Source organism: Herbaspirillum sp. SJZ099, from assembly GCF_007828355.1.
Classification (GTDB): Bacteria; Pseudomonadota; Gammaproteobacteria; order Burkholderiales; family Burkholderiaceae_D; genus Herbaspirillum.
In genome coordinates, this window is record NZ_VIUO01000001.1 from 1,013,666 (window position 1) to 1,032,466 (window position 18,801).

15 protein-coding genes are annotated in these 18,801 nt (G+C 64.7%); 6 read left to right on the forward strand and 9 right to left on the reverse strand.

What is annotated here, in order from left to right:
* Positions 1-59: 59 nt before the first annotated feature.
* The 6 genes from FB597_RS20175 to FB597_RS04370 form a co-directional block, all read right to left on the reverse strand.
* A complete protein-coding gene (locus tag FB597_RS20175; protein ID WP_183405878.1) occupies positions 60-215 on the reverse strand; it encodes a hypothetical protein in 156 nt (51 codons plus the stop codon).
* Positions 216-307: 92 nt separating this feature from the next.
* Positions 308-1,330, reverse strand: coding sequence for a PHB depolymerase family esterase (locus tag FB597_RS04350; RefSeq protein WP_141916750.1), 1,023 nt, complete (start codon positions 1,328-1,330; stop codon positions 308-310).
* 191 nt (positions 1,331-1,521) lie between these two features.
* Complete coding sequence (locus FB597_RS04355) at positions 1,522-2,226, reverse strand: glutathione binding-like protein (protein ID WP_141916753.1); 705 nt, start codon at positions 2,224-2,226, stop codon at positions 1,522-1,524.
* 9 nt (positions 2,227-2,235) lie between these two features.
* Positions 2,236-5,352 (reverse strand): EAL domain-containing protein, encoded by a 3,117-nt coding sequence (locus FB597_RS04360; protein WP_141916756.1) that lies wholly within the window; start codon positions 5,350-5,352, stop codon positions 2,236-2,238.
* Complete coding sequence (locus FB597_RS04365) at positions 5,349-6,125, reverse strand: ABC transporter substrate-binding protein (protein ID WP_221292507.1); 777 nt, start codon at positions 6,123-6,125, stop codon at positions 5,349-5,351. The genes FB597_RS04360 and FB597_RS04365 overlap by 4 nt, the downstream gene beginning before the upstream one ends.
* Before the next feature lie 558 nt (positions 6,126-6,683).
* Positions 6,684-7,460 (reverse strand): SDR family NAD(P)-dependent oxidoreductase, encoded by a 777-nt coding sequence (locus FB597_RS04370; protein ID WP_141916760.1) that lies wholly within the window; start codon positions 7,458-7,460, stop codon positions 6,684-6,686.
* A gap of 133 nt (positions 7,461-7,593) precedes the next feature.
* Between FB597_RS04370 and FB597_RS04375 the strand changes: the two genes are divergently transcribed.
* Positions 7,594-8,511: a LysR family transcriptional regulator gene (locus FB597_RS04375; protein WP_144768272.1), complete on the forward strand. Its 918-nt coding sequence runs from the start codon at positions 7,594-7,596 to the stop codon at positions 8,509-8,511.
* A 9-nt stretch (positions 8,512-8,520) separates the two neighbouring features.
* Here the strand turns inward: FB597_RS04375 and FB597_RS04380 are convergent, their stop codons facing one another.
* Together FB597_RS04380 and FB597_RS04385 are read right to left on the reverse strand one after the other, a co-directional pair.
* Positions 8,521-9,411, reverse strand: coding sequence for a PhzF family phenazine biosynthesis protein (locus FB597_RS04380; RefSeq protein WP_141916766.1), 891 nt, complete (start codon positions 9,409-9,411; stop codon positions 8,521-8,523).
* Positions 9,412-9,478: 67 nt separating this feature from the next.
* A complete protein-coding gene (locus tag FB597_RS04385; protein WP_183405877.1) occupies positions 9,479-10,423 on the reverse strand; it encodes a sensor domain-containing diguanylate cyclase in 945 nt (314 codons plus the stop codon).
* A 614-nt stretch (positions 10,424-11,037) separates the two neighbouring features.
* Here FB597_RS04385 and FB597_RS04390 point away from each other — a divergent pair.
* From FB597_RS04390 to FB597_RS04410, 5 genes are all read left to right on the forward strand, one after another.
* The gene (locus FB597_RS04390) at positions 11,038-14,574 is read left to right on the forward strand and encodes an indolepyruvate ferredoxin oxidoreductase family protein (protein ID WP_141916768.1); all 3,537 of its coding nucleotides are present in this window, start codon (positions 11,038-11,040) and stop codon (positions 14,572-14,574) included.
* Positions 14,575-14,775: 201 nt separating this feature from the next.
* Positions 14,776-15,936, forward strand: a complete 1,161-nt coding sequence (locus FB597_RS04395) for an acyl-CoA dehydrogenase family protein (RefSeq protein WP_141916771.1) — start codon at positions 14,776-14,778, stop codon at positions 15,934-15,936.
* Positions 15,937-15,957: 21 nt separating this feature from the next.
* On the forward strand, positions 15,958-16,740 hold the full coding sequence (locus FB597_RS04400; RefSeq protein ID WP_144768274.1) for an enoyl-CoA hydratase: 783 nt from the start codon (positions 15,958-15,960) through the stop codon (positions 16,738-16,740).
* Positions 16,741-16,895: 155 nt separating this feature from the next.
* The gene (locus FB597_RS04405; protein WP_141916776.1) at positions 16,896-17,309 is read left to right on the forward strand and encodes a GNAT family N-acetyltransferase; all 414 of its coding nucleotides are present in this window, start codon (positions 16,896-16,898) and stop codon (positions 17,307-17,309) included.
* Between the two features lie 22 nt (positions 17,310-17,331).
* Positions 17,332-17,817, forward strand: a complete 486-nt coding sequence (locus FB597_RS04410) for a GNAT family N-acetyltransferase (protein ID WP_141917068.1) — start codon at positions 17,332-17,334, stop codon at positions 17,815-17,817.
* Between the two features lie 9 nt (positions 17,818-17,826).
* Here FB597_RS04410 and FB597_RS04415 read toward each other — a convergent pair whose 3' ends face one another.
* Positions 17,827-18,795, reverse strand: a complete 969-nt coding sequence (locus tag FB597_RS04415; protein ID WP_141916778.1) for a succinylglutamate desuccinylase/aspartoacylase family protein — start codon at positions 18,793-18,795, stop codon at positions 17,827-17,829.
* Between the last annotated feature and the right edge of the window lie 6 nt (positions 18,796-18,801).

Below are 18,801 nucleotides of genomic sequence, written 5' to 3' on the forward strand. Positions count from 1 at the left end.
CGACGTGCAGTACGTCGCGGCCGTTTTTCATTGTCCTGCGGTTTCCGGGCGCAGCCGGCTCAGACCCTGTCCATCAGCGCCGATACCGCAAACGAGACGACGCCGGCGGTGATGCACCATACCGCGAGGCGGTATTGGGGAATGAATTTGGTCACGAAGGGCAGCAGGAAATACAACGCGACGGCAATCAGGATGCTGGTGATGAGTCTTTTCATTGGCATGGCGATGTTGGTTGGACGCTGGCCGCTATGATAGTGCGATTTCGCCCGTCGGTGGCGCTGGTGTACGTCGGTCGGCCTTGCCGCGCCTAGCGGGTTGGCTGTGTGGGCGCGGCCGGCGCCATGGGCGTTGCCGTCCCTGGCGGCAGGTTGCGGTCGGCCGCGTCGTCGGCCGGGCGTTGGCCGCCGTGGCGATTGAAGAACTCGACAATCACGCGCGACGCATCCAGGTTCTGCGACGCCTTGCCGCCATTGGACATGGGCGCGGTGCCGCCCGGCCAGTTGTGGCCGCCGCCCTTGATCTCATAGAGCACCACCGCCTGCGGATCGCTCTTGCTGTGGTAGGTGTATTGGCGTACCGAGGTGCCGTCGCCGGCGGTGTCGGGGATGTCGTTTATGTCAGGCCTGGGATCGGCGCCGTTGGCCTTGACCCAGGCGTCGATGGTCTTGGCGACCGACAGGCGCGGCACCTGGGTCGCTTCCTTGGGGCCGACCCCGCCCAGGAACGGGATGAAGGGATCGTCGCTGCCATGGATGTGCAGCACCGGCACGCCGGCTTTGACCGTCTCGGGCGGCACATCCAGGACCGCGCTGACCACCGCCACGCCCTTGAACAGCTCCGGCGCTTCGGCCGCCAGGCGGTAGGCCAGCATGCCGCCGTTGGACAGGCCCGCGACATACACCCGGCTGCGGTCGGCCAGGCCTTCGGACACCAGCTTGTCGATCAGTGCGCGGATGAACGCGACGTCATCGACCTTGTGCATTTGCGCGTAGCCGCAGCAACCGCCGGAATTCCAGGTGCGCGCATCGATGGTCAGGCCGGTGCCGTTGGGATAGGCCACCATGTAGCCGGCCGCTTCGGCGATTTCGGTCAGGCCGGTGTTGCGCGCCAGCAGGGAGCCGCTGGAGCCGCTGCCGTGCAGGGCGATGATCAGCGGTTGCGGCATGCCCCGGCCGCCGCGTTCGGAAAAATAGGCGCGCGCCAGGTTGCCCACGCGCATCGACTTGAGCGACAGGTCGACCGCTTGCGCCGCCGGGCTGATGAGGAAAAGGCACAGTCCGGACAGTAGCAACGCCCGGCAGAAGGCGAGAAGGGGGATTCGGATCGTCATGGGCAAGCGTTCAGGGCATGGCTATCACAAGGCGTTGACGCTATGTTAATCCGTCGATCCGAATGCACAAAGGGGATTTACACCCGCGTTGAATGGGGGGCGCCGCCGCCGTTCCCTGCCACAGCTGCCGCTGCTGCCGCAGACGGGCAGCGGCGCATGCTATAGAGGAAACGGCGCTGGCGCGGAGGCCGTCAGCCGCGGGCTGGGATGTTCAGGCCCCTGGCCACGGCCGGACGCGCCACGAAGGCTTCCAGCGCGCGCGCCACATGGGGGAAGTCCTTGAAACCGACCAGTTCGCCCGCTTCATAGAAGCCGACCAGGTTGCGAATCCACGGGAAGGTGGCGATATCGGCGATGCTGTATTCGTCGCCGGCCAGCCACTTGTTCTCGGCCAGGCGCTTGTCCATCACGCCCAGCAGGCGTTTGGATTCGTTGACGTAGCGCTCGCGCGGGCGCTTGTCTTCGTATTCCTTGCCGGCGAAACGGTGGAAGAAGCCGAGCTGGCCGAACATCGGGCCGACGCCGCCCATCTGGAACATCACCCACTGGATCACCTGGTAGCGCGCGGCCGGATCGACCGGGATGAACTTGCCGGTCTTCTCGGCCAGGTACAGCAGGATGGCGCCCGACTCGAACAGCGGCAGCGGCTGGCCGCCGGGGCCGTTGGGGTCGATGATGGCGGGGATCTTGTTGTTCGGGTTCAGCGACAGGAATTCCGGCGACATCTGGTCGTTGGTGTCGAAGCTGACCAGGTGCGGCTCGTAGGGCAGGCCGGTTTCTTCCAGCATGATCGATACCTTCACGCCGTTGGGCGTGGGCAGCGAATACAGCTGGATACGGTCGGGGTGCCGGGCCGGCCATTTGTCGTTGATGGCGAAGTTCGACAATGCGTTCATGTATGCGTCCTATGCGGCAGTGAATCGGGGATCGAATTCCTGCGCGAACTTCTCGAAAGCGTCGACCGCAACCGGGCGGCAGAAGAAATACCCTTGGTAGGCATGGCATCCGGCAGCGGCCAGGAAGCTGCGCTGGGCATCGGTTTCCACCCCTTCGGCGATGACCCCCAGGCCCAGGCTCTGTGCCAGGTTGACGATGGTCTTGGCGATCGATGCATCGTTGGGGTCGATCAAGACGTCGCGCACGAAAGACTGGTCGATTTTAAGCTGATTCAGCGGCAGCCGCTTGAGGTAGGACAACGAGGAGTAGCCGATGCCGAAATCGTCCAGCGAGAATTCCACGCCGTAGGCTTTCAACGCGAACATCTTCTGGATGATGTCTTCGACGTTGTCCACCAGCAGGCTTTCGGTCAGCTCCAGCTTCAGGCGCCGCGGGTTGGCGCCGGTGCGCTCGATCGCATCGAGCACCGCCTGCACGAAATCCGGTTCGCGGAATTGCTGCGCGCTGACGTTGACGGCAATGGTCAGGTGTTCGGTATGCCGGTTCCGCGCCCAGGCGGACAACTGCTTGCAGGCGGTTTCCAGCACCCAGTTGCCCAGCGACAGGATCAGGCCGGTTTCCTCGGCCAGGGGGATGAAGTCGCCCGGCGACACCATGCCGCGCTGCGGATGCTGCCAGCGCACCAGCACTTCGGCGCCTGTCACGCCGCCGCCTGCGACCACCTGCGCCTGGTAGTGCAGCAGCAACTGGTCGCCTTCGATGGCCTTGCGCAGGCCGGTCTCCAGGGCGGCGCGCTCCAGCACCACGGTCTGCATCGCCGGGTCGAAGAAGCGCAGGGCATTGCGCCCGGTTCCCTTGGCTTTGTACATGGCCAGGTCGGCCTGCTTCATCAGCTCGTCCACCGAGGCCTGGCGGCCGCGGAAGATGGTGGCGCCGACGCTGGCGGTGGTCCGGTATTCGACTTCGTCGAGCTGGTAGGTGTTGCCCAGGGTGGCCAGGATCTTCTCGCCGATCGCCTTGGTCTGGTTGGCCGCTTCCTGCGGGTGTTCGTTCAGGCCTTCCAGCACCACCACGAATTCGTCGCCGCCCACGCGCGCCACGGTATCGTTTTCACGCACGCTGGCCAGCAGGCGTTGCGATACCTGCTTGAGCAGCAGGTCGCCTTTCTCATGGCCGATGGTGTCATTGAGCGTCTTGAAATGATCGAGGTCGATGAATAGCAACGCCGAGCAGGTCTTGCCGCGCGCGGACAGCGCGATGGCCTGTTTCAGGCGTTCCAGCAGCAAGGCGCGGTTGGGCAGGCGCGTCAGGGCATCGAAGGAGGCCAGTTCGCGGATGCGTTCCTCGGCCAGCTTGCGGTCGCTGATGTCGTGGTGGGTGCTGACGTAATGGGTGACGTGGCCGTCCTTGTTCTTGACGGCGGAGATGGTCAGCCATTCGGGATAAACCTCGCCATTCTTGCGGCGGTCCCAGATCTCGCCCTGCCATTTGCCGAAACGGCGGATGCTTTCGCGCATCTCCTGGAAGAAGGCGGGGCCGTGGCGGTCCGAGCGCAGCAGGTTGGGGTGCTTGCCGACGATCTCTTCGGCGCTGTAGCCGGTGATCTCGGTGAAGGCCTTGTTCACGCGCAGGATCTTGCTGTTGGCGTCGGTGATCAGCATGCCTTCGCGCGAATCGAAGGCCACCGCCGAGATGCGCAGCTCGGCCTCGATCTGCTTGCGGTCGGTGATGTCGCGGCTGCTGGTGCGAAAACCGGTGAAAGTGCCGTGCGGGTCGGTAATCGGCGCCGACGACAGCGACAGCCAGAATACCGAGCCATCCTTGCGCACGCAGCGAAATTCGACGTCTTCGCGCTTTTGGCCGTCCATGCACCTGGACAACTCGGCGCGGATGCGCTGTTCGTCTTCCGGATGCACGATGGTGCCGACGAAGTCCCGCATCGCCAGGCACTCCTCGACCGTGTAGCCGGTATAGTCGCGCACCGCATGGTTGACCCAGCGCGGGCGGCCGTCCAGGCCCCACCAGACCTCCCAGTTGACGGTGCAGTCGGCGATGGCGCGGAACTGCTCCTCGCTGGCGCGCAGCTCGGCGGTCATCTGCTGCGCCAGGCGCACCGCGCGCACGCGGGAAGACATCATCAGCCAGGCCAGCAGCGACAGCGTGATGCTCATGCCGATGCCGGTGGCGGCGATCAGGTGTTCGGCGTTGCGGCCGAACTGGACGGTGAAGCTGTCGAGCGCGCTCATGCTCAGCGTCCAGTTGTGGTTCGCCACCACCAGATATTCGGTGGCGGTGATGCGCGGCGGCCGCGCCTGCTGCTGCGGATCCTCATTGCGCGAACGGTAAAGCAAGGCCTGCGGCTCGGCCTCGACCCCGTCGTACAGCGAAAAGGCGATGCCGCGGGAGCTTTCGCCATACAGGCTGGCGATCACGTCGTTCATGCGAAATACCGCATGCACCCAGCCCAGCAGGTTGGCGCGGCGCTCGGCGATGGTGCCTTGCGGCTTGCCGCGTTCGTACAGCGGCAAATACATCAGGAAGGAGGGTTCGGTCTTGTTGCCGTTTTCCAGGTCCAGCTCGATCTTGCCGGAGATGGCCGCCATGCCGGAGTCGCGCGCTTTTTCCATGGCCGCGCGACGGATCGGATCCGACCAGTGGTCGAAGCCGAAGGGAATGCGGTTGCGGCCGATGTAAGGTTCGCGCAGGGTCAGGGGCGCGTAAGCGTCGCGGTCGCCGGACGGGCGGATCGCGTAGCCGTCCAAGCCTTGCTTGCGCATGCGTTCCAGGTGGGCTTCCAGGCGCCCGGCAGGTATCCATTCCTCGATCGAGATGGCCTGGATGCCGGAGAAATTGGCGTCCAGGTTCAGCGAGCTGACGTAATCGCGCAAGCTGTTGCGGTCGATGGCGCCGGTGGCGGAGATCAGCCCTTGCACACCATGCAGCATCTGCTCGTAGGACGCCATGCGCTGTTCGATGCGGCTGACCGTCTCGCGCAGCGCCGAAGCAAACTGCGTATGGAGCTCCTTGTTGGACGCCTGGCGCTCATGGTCCCAGGCGACCCAGGTCACGGCCAGCCCGGTGAGCAGGATCAGCAGCGGGAGCGCGGTCTTGCGGAGCCAGTTCACGGCTTGGCCTGGCCGACCATCGAAGCAGCCAGTTCCGGGTTGAAATATTTTTCGAAGATGCGCAGCACGGTGCCGTCGGCCAGCATGCCGTTGACCAGGGCGCGCCACTTTTCCTGCTCGGCCGGCGGCAGCGCCTTCCTGGACATGATCAGCCCATGCGGTACCGACGGGTCGCTCAAGCCGATGATGGAGGTGACATCGCGGATGCGTTTTTCCTGCACCGCCGGATAGTCGAAGGGCTCCATGATCATGCCCTGGATGCGGTCGAGCAGCAGGGCTTCATATAAGGGTTCGAGGCCGCCGGCCTGGCTCACGCGGTTGGCGGCGGCAAGCTTGTCGACCAGGCGGTTGGCATTGTCGCTGTAGCGGAAGCTGCGGATGACGCCGAGCTGGAAACGCTCGTTGCGCGCGAAGTCTTCCAGCCGCGCGATGCCGGAATCCTTGCGCACCAGCAGGTAATACTTGTTGCTGAAGTACCAGGCGAAGGCGGCGAACTGCTCGCGCTCGCGGCTGGCGATGCCCGACAGGCTGAAGTCCAGCGCGCCCGACTCGATCAATTGCCAGATGCGCGCGCGCGACATCAGGCTGACGTTGATCTGGCAGCCGCTGCGGCGGATCAGTTCATCGGCGAAATCCTTGTCGATGCCGGTATCGGTAGCCGACGAGTACAGCAAGCCGTGGTCGTGCAGCGCCAGCGTCAACGGGCGGGCGCAATCGGGGCCGGCAGGGGCGGCAGAAGCGGGTCTGGCGAACGGGAGCAGGGCAATCAGCAGGGCGGCTGCGCAGCCGGAAGAACGTACCGCGCGATTGCGAAAGATATGACTGAAAATACCCGCCCCCTATTTGTACTCCGCCATTGGGCATCCGGATGCCGGAGCGAAGGGGCGGCATGTGCCGCCTGCCTTCGTCCATTCGCCAGTGCCTCTCCCGATCGGCCGCGCAGGCGCAACCGTATGCTGATGCGCCGACTCCGACCCAGGTGCAAGAACCTGTTTGTGCGTGCACAAACAGGCCCTGTAAAGTGAGTCGATTTATTGAAAAAATTCTAGCTCGACGCCGAGCGATGTTACCCGAGCACAATGCAATCCGCAACACAATGCATCGACCTTTGCAATCGTCATGGATGAGCTTGCACAGGGCATGTGCGGCAAGTGCGGCAAGTGCGGAGAGCCTGCGTGTGCAGGCAAGCGGAGGGAAAATGGCGGGGCCCGAAGCGGGCTGCGAAAAATGCGAGTGATGGGAGTGATGGGAGTAGCGCCGCAGGGAGCGCTGCTCCGCGGCGCCAACGGCAGGGCGCGGCGGCGGCCGACGGCCGGCCGCCGATGGCACGATCAGATGAACATGCCGCCCGATACTTCGATGCGCTGGGCGTTGATCCAGCCGTTTTCCGGGCGCAGCAGCGAGACCACGGCGGCGCCGATGTCATCCGGCCGGCCGGCGCGGCCCAGCGCGGTCTGGCTGGCGACGAAGGCGTTGAGCTCGGCATTGTCGCGCACGCGGCCGCCGCCGAAATCGGTTTCGACGGCGCCCGGCGCCACCGTGTTGACCACAATGCCGCGCGCGCCGAACTCCTTGGCCATGTAGCGCGTCATCACTTCCACGCCGCCCTTCATCGCGGCATAGGCCGCATAGCCGGGCAGGGAGAAGCGCGCCAGGCCGCTGGAGGTGTTGATGATGCGGCCGCCATCGGCAATCAGCGGCAGCAGTGCCTGGGTCAGGAAGAAGGTTCCCTTCAGGTGCACGTTGTACAGATCGTCGAAGACCGTTTCGCTGGTCTCGGCGATGCTGGCGTGCATGCCCATGCCGCCGTTGTTGACCAGGTAGGTGAGGCGTTCGGCGTTCCAGGTCTGCTTGAGCGCGGCGCGCACGGCATCGGCGAAGCCGGGGAAGCTGCGGCTGTCGGCCAGATCCAGTTGCAGGGCCACGGCCTTGGCGCCGGCGGCCTGGATGTCTTCCACGGTCTGTTCGGCGGCGGCGCGGTTGCCGACATAGGTGATGATCACGCCGACGCCGTCGCGCGCCAGGTGCAGGGCGGTATTCTTGCCCAGGCCGCGGCTGCCGCCGGTGACCAGGGCGATGCGGGGGGATGTGTTGTCTGCTTGGGTCATGCTGGGCTCCTGTCGATGAGATGGGATAGGGATGGGTCTGACTACGGAGCTCAGTATATTGAGAAGATTTTTGTTAATAAATTTCTTATTTAATATTAGACTTTTCAATATTGAATAATAATCGGAGCGCTCCTTGAACCAGCTCGACACCCTCCAGATCTTCCAGCGCGTGGCCGAACTGGCCAGCTTCAGCGGCGCTGCGCGCCAGCTTGGCCTGCCCAATGCCACGGTTTCGCTGGCGGTGCAGCAGCTGGAGCAGATGCTGGGCACGCGATTGCTTCAGCGCACCACCCGGCGCGTACAGATGACCGGCGACGGCGAAGCCTTTTACCGGCGCAGCAAGGAATTGCTGGACGATTTCGAGTCGCTGCGGGCGATGTTCCGGGGCGGCGGCAAGTCGCTGACCGGCAAGCTGCGGGTGGACATGTCCAGCGCCATGGCGCGCGAAGTGGTGTTGCCGGAACTGCCGGCCTTTCTGGAGCAACATCCGCAGCTGGAGATCGAGCTTTCCGCCAGCGACCGCCGCGTCGACCTGGTCGGCGAGGGATTCGATTGCGTGCTGCGCACCGGGACGCTGGACGACTCGTCGCTGGTGGCGCGCCCCATCGGGCATCTGGTGCAGATCAACTGCGCCAGTCCGGCGTATCTGGAACGGTATGGCGTGCCGCGCACACTGGAGGATCTGGCGCACCATAAGCTGGTGCATTACCGCCAGGTGCTGGGCGGCCGCTCCCCAGGCTGGGAGTGGTTCGATGGCCGCCAGACCCACTATGTGCCGATGGCCGGCAGCCTCACCGTCAACAGCACCGAAACTTATGACGCCGCCTGCCAGGCAGGCCTGGGCATGATCCAGCTGCCGCTCGTGGGGCCGACCAAGCGCCGTTTGCTGGCGCAGGGCGCGTTGGTGGAAGTGCTGCCGCAGTATCGCCCGGCGCCGATGCCGGTATCGCTGCTCTACGCCAGCCGCCGCCATGTGCCGGCGCGCGTGGCCGGCTTCATGGACTGGTTGCACGCCTTGATCCTGCCGCTGACGCAAGAAGGGCGGGCATAGTCCCCGGGTTCAGGCCTGCGCGGTGCGCCCGATCGGATCGATGGTGACGGTGCCGCGCCCGATTTCGATCACGCGGCCGCCAACCTGGATCGTGCCGTTTTCCGATACGGAAAGATGCAGGCGAGAAGGGCGATCGACCGCCACGCCCTGGTCGATCGCGTAGCGCGCCGGCAGCGCATGGCCGGTCGCCAGCAGCCAGCCGCCGAGGTTGGCGCAGGCCGAGCCGGTGCCGGGGTCTTCGGCCACGCCGCCGCCTTGCTTGGTGAAGAAATAGCGCGCCAGCACATTGCCCGGTTCCTTGTCATCGAAGGCGAAGACATACGCCGTCTTGCGGCCCAGGCTGCTTTGCGGCCAGCGTTCCAGCGCGCCGCTGTCGGGCTGGGCGCGGCGCACGGCCGCCGGGGACTTGAGCGGGATCAGGAACTGGTCGGCGCCGGTATCGACCCAGATGGGGTCGCCCGCGAGGTCTTCGGCCGACAAGCCGACCAGGGCCGCGACTTCGGCCGGCGGCAACTGCGAGGGCGCGGTCTTGGGGGCGCCGGCGCTGGGCGCGGTGAAGGTCCAGACATCGCCCGCGGCGTTCACCGGCACCACGCCGGCCTTGAATTCCAGGGTCAGCTGATCGCCGGTCTTGAACAGTTCGCGCACCACATGCGCCGTTCCCAGCGTGGGATGGCCGGCGAACGGCATCTCGTAGCCGGTGGTGAAGATGCGCACGCGCGCATCGGCTACCGCCGAGGGCAGGATGAAGGTGGTTTCCGACAGGTTGAACTGCAAGGCCAGCGCCTGCATGGTGGCGTCGTCGATGCCGCGCGCGTCTTCGAACACGCACAGGGGATTGCCGCCGAAGGTGGATTCGGCGAACACGTTGAGCAGGCGGTAGGCGTAGGTGGCAGGCATGGTGCTCTCGCAGTGATGGAGGAGCGGCCGATTCTATCGGCCGCCCATGTCGCGTGACAGATACAGTTCACTCATCCACGGCGATACAGTTGCGGCCGAGCTGCTTGGCTTTGTACAGGCGCTGGTCGACGGTTTCCATGAACTCGATGCGCTGGTCCTGGCCGGAAGGGATGATGGTGGATACGCCAAGGCTGATCGTGACCACTTCCGCCACTTGCGAAGTCTCATGCGGGATCGCCTCGTCCAGCACCAGTTTGCGGCAGCGTTGCGCCACCTGCAGCGCCGCCTTGGCATCGGCCTCCGGCAGGATCAGCACGAACTCCTCGCCGCCATATCGGGCGAAGAAGTCGCGTGCCCGGGTGGCTGCCTTGGACAGTACAGCGGCCACTTTCTTCAGGCATTCGTCACCGCGGATGTGGCCGTAATGGTCGTTGTACTGCTTGAAGTAGTCGATGTCGAGCATGATCAGCGACAGCGGCGAGCGATTGTTGAGCGCATTGGTCCATTCCACTTCCAGCGCCGAGTCGAACATGCGGCGGTTGGCCACGTTGGTGAGGCCATCGCGATAAGACAGCGCCTCCAGTTCCTTTTGCAGCTCGACCAGATGGGCCTCGGTCTTCTTGCGTTCGGTGATGTCGAACATGAAGCCGATCAGGGAATTCGGGCTGCCGTCCGGGTTGCGCACCACATGCACCACGTCGCGGATCCAGATGTGCTCGCCGTCGCGCGTGAGGGCGCGGTAGTCGGCCTCGTGGTCGATGCCGGACTTCGATTGCGAGATGCAGAAATTGACTACCGCTTCGCGGTCTTCCGCATGGATGCGCATGGCCCAGTCCTCGGCGCTGACCCAGCTCTCCGGCGTCCAGCCCAGCAGTTCCTCGATCTGCGGGCCGATGTAGGCGAATTTCATCGTGCTCCAGTCGATTTTCCACGGAATCGCCTTGGTCGATTCGAGCAGCGTCTTGTAGACGGTGCTGTCGGGTTCCATCTGGTCTTCGGTCCGTTCGCTCATGTTGTTATGTGAGGTAAGTGGCTCAAGAATTGTTGGCACATGGAAATTCACGCGTATTGCTTGCTGCATGGAGCAGTATCAGCATGCATCAACCATTCCATGTGAAGCCGCATGCGCGCATTGGCGGCGGACAAGCATGCACAAGCATACCGCGTATGGATGAGCATCGGATGAAATCCAGGGGAGGCAAGCCGCCGCGCCCAATGATCCGGCGGAAACGGTGGGGTATCATTTTTCCTTATGGCCCTATCCCCAATCGGTATTTCCATGTCCGGGCAACACGGGGATAGACTTCAGTCACAGCAGTTTTCGAGACGGGGATTGTTGTGATGACCGCTACCACGGTCGAAGTGTCTGGCAGTGATGCGCCGTACCCGGCGCGGTAATGACAGGCGCTATCTGAATCAAAATTTTGGAGACAAGCAATGGAAATCCGTTCGGCAGCTGAGCCTGTCGGAACGACGGCGCCAACCGTAGAAGGCGTTCGCGATTCCGATCTGGCTGCGACCCAAGTGAGCGCTCACTCGCCGGTCCCCGGTAATACCGAGGAAACCGCCGGCAACCCCGCGACAGGCGGCTTGCATACCGCCGTTGCACATGCATCTGCAAACCGCATGGGCGGTTCTCCCGACATTGTCCCGCTGGCGCCCGTCAGCCTGGACGACAAATACACCGCCACCGCAGGCTCGATTTACCTGTCTGGCATCCAGGCCCTGGTGCGCCTGCCGATGCTGCAGCAAATCCGCGACCAACAGCTCGGCCTGCATACGGCCGGCTTCATCTCGGGCTACCGCGGCTCGCCGCTGGGCGGCCTGGACGAGGCGCTGTGGAAGGCGCAGCCTTATCTGGCGGCGCACCGCGTCAAGTTCCAGCCCGGCGTCAACGAAGACATGGCCGCCACCGCCGTCTGGGGCACCCAGCAGGTCAAGCTGATCGGCCCGTCCGAATACGACGGCGTGTTCGCCATGTGGTACGGCAAGGGCCCCGGCGTGGACCGCTGCGGCGATGTGCTCAAGCACATGAACCATGCCGGCACCTCCGCCCACGGCGGCGTGCTGCTGGTGGCCGGCGACGACCACGGCGCCTATTCCTCGACATTGCCGCACCAGTCCGACCACATCTTCTCGGCATCGATGATCCCGATGCTCTATCCCTGCAACGTGCAGGAATACCTCGACCTCGGCCTGCACGGCTGGGCCATGTCGCGCTATTCCGGCTGCGTGGTGGGCTTCAAGGCGCTGGCCGACACGGTCGAGTCGAGCGCTTCGGTGGACGCCAATCCGTTCCGCATCGATATCCAATATCCGGCCGACTTCGTCATGCCCGAAGGCGGCTTGAACGCTCGCCTGTCGACCGACACGCTGGGCGTGCAGGCGCGCAAGCAGGAAGCGCTGATGCAGGACTACAAGATCTACGCGGCGCTGGCCTACGCCCGCGCCAACAAGCTCAACCGCGTGATGATCGACAGTCCCAGGGCGCGGCTGGGCATCATCGCCTCCGGCAAGTCCTACCTCGATGTGCTGGAGGCGTTGTCCGAACTGGGCATCGACGAAGCCTTCGCGGCCGAGATCGGCCTGCGCCTGTTCAAGGTTTCCATGCCCTGGCCGCTGGAGCCGGAAGGCGTGCGCGAATTCGCGCAGGGCCTGGACGAGATCCTGGTGGTAGAAGAAAAGCGCCAGATGGTCGAATACCAGTTGAAGGAGCAGCTCTACAACTGGCGCGACGACGTGCGCCCGCGCGTGATCGGCAAGTTCGACGAGAAGGGCGAATGGGTGGCGCCGCGCGGCGAGTGGCTGCTGACTTCCAAGGCCGACTTCTCGGTGGCGCAGATCGCCCGCGTGATCGCCGCGCGCATCGCGCGTTTCCACACCAGTGACCTCATCAAGGCGCGCCTGGCGTTCCTCGACGCCAAGGACGCGGTGCTGTCCAAGGCGGTCAACACGCCGCCGCGCCCGGCTTATTACTGCTCGGGGTGCCCGCATAACACCTCGACCAAGGTGCCGGAAGGCAGCTTCGCGCTGGCCGGCATCGGCTGCCACGTGATGGCCACCGCCATCTATCCTGAATTCAACAAGCTGACCACCCACATGGGCGGCGAGGGCGCGCCCTGGATCGGCCAGGCGCCGTTCTCGCAGGTGCCGCACGTGTTCGCCAACCTGGGCGACGGCACCTATTTCCACTCCGGCTACCTGGCCATCCGCGCCGCCGTGGCGGCCAAGGTCAACATGACCTACAAGATCCTCTACAACGACGCCGTGGCGATGACCGGCGGCCAGCCGGTGGACGGCACGGTGTCGGTGCCGATGATCGCGCAGCAGATGGCGGCCGAAGGCGTGCAGCGCATTGCGCTGGTGTCGGAAGACATCGCGCGCTACACCGACCGCTCCAACCTGCCGCCGGCGGTCACCGTGCACGACCGCAAGGACATGGATGCCGTGCAGCGCGAACTGCGCGAGCTGCCGGGCGTGACGGTGATCATCTACGACCAGACCTGCGCCGCCGAGAAGCGTCGCCGCCGCAAGAAGGGCGAATTCCCCGACCCCAACCAGCGCCTGTTCATCAACGAGGCGGTGTGCGAAGGCTGCGGCGATTGCGGCGTGCAGTCCAACTGCACCTCGATCCTGCCGCTGGAAACCGAATTCGGCCGCAAGCGCGCCATCGACCAGTCGTCCTGCAACAAGGATTACTCGTGCGTGAAGGGTTTCTGCCCCAGCTTCGTCACCGTCACCGGCGGCAAGCTGAAGAAGTCGAAGGCGGGCATCATCAGGAAGGGCGAGGCCGACGATTTCGGCGCGCTGCCGCAGCCGGCGCTGCCGTCCTGCGACACGCCGTTCAATATCCTCATCAACGGCATCGGCGGCACCGGCGTGATCACCATCGGCGCCTTGATGGGCATGGCCGCGCACCTGGAAGGCCGTGGCGCTTCAGTGCTGGACATGACCGGCATGTCGCAGAAGAACGGTTCGGTAACGTCGCACGTGCGCATCGCCGCCACGCGCGAGGCCATCCGCGCCCAACGCATCGCCACCGGCGAGGCCGACCTGATCCTCGGCTGCGACATGCTGACCGCCGGCTCCTTCGACGCCATCTCCAAGATGCGCCCGGGCCGCACGCGCGCCGTGGTCAACGTGCACCAGCAGCCGCCGGGGCAGTTCGCCAAGAATCCGGACTGGCAATTCCCGTTCGAGGAAGTCAAGGCGCTGATCGTGGAATCGGTGGACGGCCAGGCCGACTTCATCGACGCCACCCGCCTGGCCACCGCGCTGATGGGCGATTCGATCGCCACCAACCTGTTCATGCTGGGCTACGCCTGGCAGCGCGGCGAATTGCCGCTGACCGAGGCATCGCTGCTGCGCGCCATCGAGATGAACGGCGTGGCGGTGGACGCCAACAAGACCGCCTTCCTGTGGGGCCGCCGCGCCGCGGTGGATCTGGCCAAGGTGGAAAAGATCGCCGTGCCGGCCCAGCCGGTGGTGCTGCGCATGCCCGAGACGCTGGACAAGCTGGTCAAGCGCCGCATCGCTTTCCTGACCGATTACCAGAACGCCGCCTATGCCGCGCAGTTCGCCGAAGTGGTGGAAGCGGTGCGCGCCGCCGAAGCGCCGCTGGGCGGCGACAAGCTGGCGCTGGCGGTGGCGCGCAACCTGTCCAGGCTGATGGCCTACAAGGACGAGTACGAAGTGGCGCGCCTGTACACCGACGGCAAGTTCATGCAGCAACTGGAGCAACAGTTCGAGGGCGACTTTGCCTTGAGCTTCAATCTGGCGCCGCCGATCTTCGCGAAGAAGGATGCGCAGGGCCGCCTGCTCAAGGCCAGCTACGGCAGCTGGATGTTCAAGGCCTTCAAGCTGCTGGCCAGGATGAAGGGGCTGCGCGGCACGGCGCTGGACATCTTCGGCCGCACCGAAGAGCGGCGCATGGAGCGGCAACTGATCGTCGATTACCGCGAGATGGTGCTGGGCCTGCTGTCGCGGCTGGACGCCTCCAACCATGCCCTTGCCATCGAACTGGCGCAGTTGCCGGACCAGGTGCGCGGCTATGGACATGTCAAGGACAAGGCGGTAGCGGCGATGCGGGAGCGTCGGGCGAGTTTGCTTGCCGCGTTCGGCAAGGTTGGCACCGGCAGTCCTGCATTGGATGCGGCCGCTTGAAGCAACTGGATAAAGCCGCTGGATCCTGACATTCGTCAGGATGACGGAGCGTAGTTTGTACGCCGTCATCCCGGCCAGGCCGGGATCCGGTGGCGTTGCCGTTTCCGGTAAGACAATGCCCTCAATGTCGCGCCAGCGACAACCCCATTTCCCAAATTCCATTAATCTAGACCGATATCAAGACCAAAACAGGAGACAAGCATGGACTTCGAACTCAACGAGGATCAACTGGCTTTCCAGCAAAGCGCGCGTGACTTCGCCGCCGGCGAGATGGCGCCGTTTGCCGCCAAGTGGGACGAGGAAGCGCATTTCCCGCTGGACGTGATCGCCAAGGCCGGCGAGCTGGGTTTCTGCGGCCTGTACACGCCGGAAGAGGTCGGCGGCCTGGGCCTGACGCGGCTGGATGCCACCGTGGTGTTCGAGGAACTGGCGCGCGCCTGTCCGTCCACCGCCGCTTATCTGACCATCCACAACATGGTGAGCTGGATGATCGCCTCCTGGGGCACCGCCGCCATCAAGGCTGAATGGTGCGAAAAGCTGGCGGCCGGCCGCAAGATCGGCTCCTACTGCCTGACCGAACCCGGTTCGGGTTCCGACGCGGCCTCGCTCAAGACCACCGCCAGGCTGGTGGACGGCCACTATGTGCTCAACGGTTCCAAGGCCTTCATCTCCGGCGCCGGCTCGACCGACGTGCTGGTGGTGATGGCGCGTACCGGCGGCGAGGGCGCCAAGGGTGTTTCAGCCATCGTGGTGCCGGGCAATGCTCCCGGCATCGGCTACGGCAAGAAGGAAACCAAGATGGGCTGGAACAGCCAGCCGACCCGCACCATCAGCTTCGACAACGTCAAGGTGCCGGCCGACCACCTGCTGGGCAACGAGGGCGAGGGTTTCGTGTTCGCCATGAAGGGCCTGGACGGCGGGCGCATCAATATCGCCACCTGTTCGGTCGGCGCGGCGCAGGCCGCGCTTGATGCCGCGCACGCCTACATGAAGGAGCGCAAGCAATTCGGCCGCCCCATCGCCGACTTCCAGGCGCTGCAGTTCAAGCTGGCCGACATGCAGACCGAACTGGTCGCGGCGCGCCAGATGGTGCGTCTGGCGGCGGTCAAGCTGGACAACAAGGCGCCCGGCGCCACCACTTATTGCGCGATGGCCAAGCGCCTGGCCACCGACCTGGGCTTTCGCATCTGCAACGAGGCGCTGCAAATCCACGGCGGCTACGGCTACATCCGCGAATACCCGCTGGAACGCTATTTCCGCGACGTGCGCGTGCACCAGATCCTGGAAGGCACCAACGAGATCATGCGCGTGATCGTCTCGCGCCATCTGCTCAATAGCGACAACCTGGACGACATCCGATAAGCGATTCCCCGAAAGGCATTCATGCGTACCTATACCAATCTCAAGCTGGAAAAGACCGGCCACACCGCGGTCCTGACATTGTCCAACCCGCCGGCCAACACCTGGACCCGCGATGCGCTGGCCAGCCTGACGCAACTGGTCAACGACCTCAACGCCGACCGCAACATCTACACGCTGGTGGTGACCGGCGAGGGCGAGAAGTTCTTTTCCGCCGGCGCCGACCTGAAGCTGTTCGCCGACGGCGACCGCGCCATGGCGCGCGAGATGGCGCGCCGTTTCGGCGAGGCGTTTGAGACGCTGTCCAATTTCCGCGGCGTCTCGATCGCTGCCATCAACGGCTACGCCATGGGCGGCGGGCTGGAGTGCGCCCTGGCCTGCGACATCCGCATCGCCGAGGAACAGGCGCAGATGGCCTTGCCGGAGGCGGCCGTGGGCCTGTTGCCCTGCGCCGGCGGCACGCAGAATTTGCCGTGGCTGGTGGGCGAGGGCTGGGCCAAGCGCATGATCCTGTGCGGCGAGCGCGTCAATGCCGAGACCGCCTTGCGCATCGGCCTGGTGGAGGAGGTGGTGGCCAGGGGCCAGGCCCGTGCGCGGGCGCTGGAACTGGCGCTGCAGGCCGAGAAGCAAAGCCCGTCATCGGTGGCGGCCAGCAAGAAGCTGATCCAGGGCGCGCGCCACAATCCGCTGGGCACCATCTTGCAGACCGAGCGCGAACTGTTCATCGACCTGTTCGATACGCAGGACCAGAAGGAGGGCGTCAATGCCTTCCTGGAAAAACGCAGCCCGGTGTGGAAGAACGGCTGACGATGCCGATTTGATTCCGATGTCGCGAGTCATCCATCGCCGGCCTTGCGCCGGCGATTTTCTTTAGGGCGGCACGTCCTGACAGCCGCTCTCCCAGTCGCCCTCTGTTTCGGTATCATGCTGGCTTTAGCTTTAGCCTTCGCTCGCCTGCTGCCATGACCATCGCCTACAAGACCGACGTCGCCCTCACCGTCGAGCAGTTCATCGACGTTCTTTCGCGCACCTCGCTGGGCCCGCGCCGTCCGCTGGACGACCTCGCATGCATGCAGGGCATGGTCGAGAACGCCAACCTGCTCGCCACCGCCTGGGACGGCGAACTGCTGGTCGGCGTGGCGCGCTGCGTGACCGATTTCACCTATGCCTGCTACATGTCGGAACTGGCGGTCGATGAAAACTACCAGCGCCGCGGCATCGGCAAGGAACTGATCCGCCATGCCCGCAGCCGGCTCGGCCCGCGCTGCCGCCTGCGCTTGCTGGCCGCGCCCGATGCGGCCGACTACTACGGGCATATCGGCTTCGCCCACAGTCCGCGCTGCTGGGAGCTGACGCCGGGCAATGAACTCAAGTGAATTTTTGGACACCGACAAGACCATGATTGAAATCCAGCCGTTTTCTTCCGAACATTCCGCCGGCGTCGTCGACGTCATCCTGCCGATCCAGCAACAGGAGTTCGGCATTCCCATCACGCTGGAAGGCCAGCCCGACCTGAACGACATCTCCGGTTTCTACCAGAAGGGCAACGGCAATTTCTGGGTGGCGCTGGATGGCGAAAAAGTCGTGGGCACGGTCTCGCTGCTGGATATCGGCAACGGCCAGGTAGCGCTGCGCAAGATGTTCGTCGCCGCCAGCCATCGCGGCAAGGAGCATGGCGCCGCCAAGCGCTTGCTGGACGGCGCGATCGGCTGGGCCAGGGAGAAGGGGGTGACACAGATCTACCTGGGCACCACCGCCAAGTTCCTGGCGGCGCACCGTTTCTATGAGAAGAACGGTTTCGCGCTGGTCGAGAAAACCGCGCTGCCGCCCGCGTTTCCGGTGATGGCGGTGGACACGCGCTTCTATGTGCTGGATTGCGGCTGACCGAGAGGCTTACAGCTGGCGCCCGCTTTTCACGCCGAAATAGAACCATTCATTGCCGGACAGCGCCTTGGGGTTGGGGAAGACGATGTAGCCGTCATCCGGCGCCGTCACTGCCGCGCCGCCGTGGCGATGGCCGATGGTCTGTCCCTTGGTCACGCGGTCGAAGCTGGCCCATTCGCGGGTGAAGGCATCGTCCGGATGCTCCATGTCGATCACGTCGACCAGGCGGATGATCTCGATGTTTTCCCGAGGCGGCTCCAGCGGCACATCGATCATATCCAACAGCGCCAGCGTTTGCCGGATCGCCTGGTAGGCCACTTCCGGTGCGCGCGGATCGTCATGCTGCCCGCATTCCAGCGTGATGCCATAGGCGCCCTGGGTGCGGGCGAATTCGGTGGTGCCTACGCCATAGTTGCGGTCCAGCAGGTCCGGCGCGCTCACTTTGCCTTCCTGGCGGCGGCGTTCCACGCCGCGCGCATAGGTAGCCATCCATCCTTCCACGATGCGTGTCGTTCCCAGGTGGGCGGCCATGCGCTGTTCCGCCTGGGCATGGGCGAAGGGCTCGATGTCGCCATCGTTGTCTTCCGGCCCCAGCATGGCGAAAGGCACGCCGGCGGTATGGAACGAGTGCAGGTCGAGCAGCACATCATGTTCGGCGATCCACGGGCACAGCAGGTTGGATATCCGGTCTTCGAAATTGGCGGGAGCGGGATTGATCCGCATGTTGCGGTTGAGATTGCGTTCGCCCTGGCGCTGCTGGTTGCGGTAGGCGAGGGGATTGGTGACCGGCACCAAGGTCAGCAGGCCGCGCGCGATGGCGAGGTCGCCGCTGTCCAGTTCTCGCAGCAGCCGTTCGATGGCGCGCGTGCCGCAAGTTTCATTGCCGTGTACCGCGCCCAGCACCAGCAGGTGCGGGCCGGGTTCAAGCGCGGCGAATTGGTGGCGTTGCAAGGTGCTGGGGATGCTGCTGGAAATCATGAGGGA

Bases quoted from the DNA above. Each gene is read 5' to 3' on its own strand.
- FB597_RS20175 (WP_183405878.1), bottom strand. From the start codon at position 215: ATGAAAAGACTCATCACCAGCATCCTGATTGCCGTCGCGTTGTATTTC.
- FB597_RS04350 (WP_141916750.1), bottom strand. From the start codon at position 1,330: ATGACGATCCGAATCCCCCTTCTCGCCTTCTGCCGGGCGTTGCTACTG.
- FB597_RS04355 (WP_141916753.1), bottom strand. From the start codon at position 2,226: ATGAACGCATTGTCGAACTTCGCCATCAACGACAAATGGCCGGCCCGG.
- FB597_RS04370 (WP_141916760.1), bottom strand. From the start codon at position 7,460: ATGACCCAAGCAGACAACACATCCCCCCGCATCGCCCTGGTCACCGGC.
- FB597_RS04380 (WP_141916766.1), bottom strand. From the start codon at position 9,411: ATGCCTGCCACCTACGCCTACCGCCTGCTCAACGTGTTCGCCGAATCC.
- FB597_RS04385 (WP_183405877.1), bottom strand. From the start codon at position 10,423: ATGAGCGAACGGACCGAAGACCAGATGGAACCCGACAGCACCGTCTAC.
- FB597_RS04390 (WP_141916768.1), top strand. From the start codon at position 11,038: ATGGGCGGTTCTCCCGACATTGTCCCGCTGGCGCCCGTCAGCCTGGAC.
- FB597_RS04395 (WP_141916771.1), top strand. From the start codon at position 14,776: ATGGACTTCGAACTCAACGAGGATCAACTGGCTTTCCAGCAAAGCGCG.
- FB597_RS04400 (WP_144768274.1), top strand. From the start codon at position 15,958: ATGCGTACCTATACCAATCTCAAGCTGGAAAAGACCGGCCACACCGCG.
- FB597_RS04405 (WP_141916776.1), top strand. From the start codon at position 16,896: ATGACCATCGCCTACAAGACCGACGTCGCCCTCACCGTCGAGCAGTTC.
- FB597_RS04410 (WP_141917068.1), top strand. From the start codon at position 17,332: ATGATTGAAATCCAGCCGTTTTCTTCCGAACATTCCGCCGGCGTCGTC.
- FB597_RS04415 (WP_141916778.1), bottom strand. From the start codon at position 18,795: ATGATTTCCAGCAGCATCCCCAGCACCTTGCAACGCCACCAATTCGCC.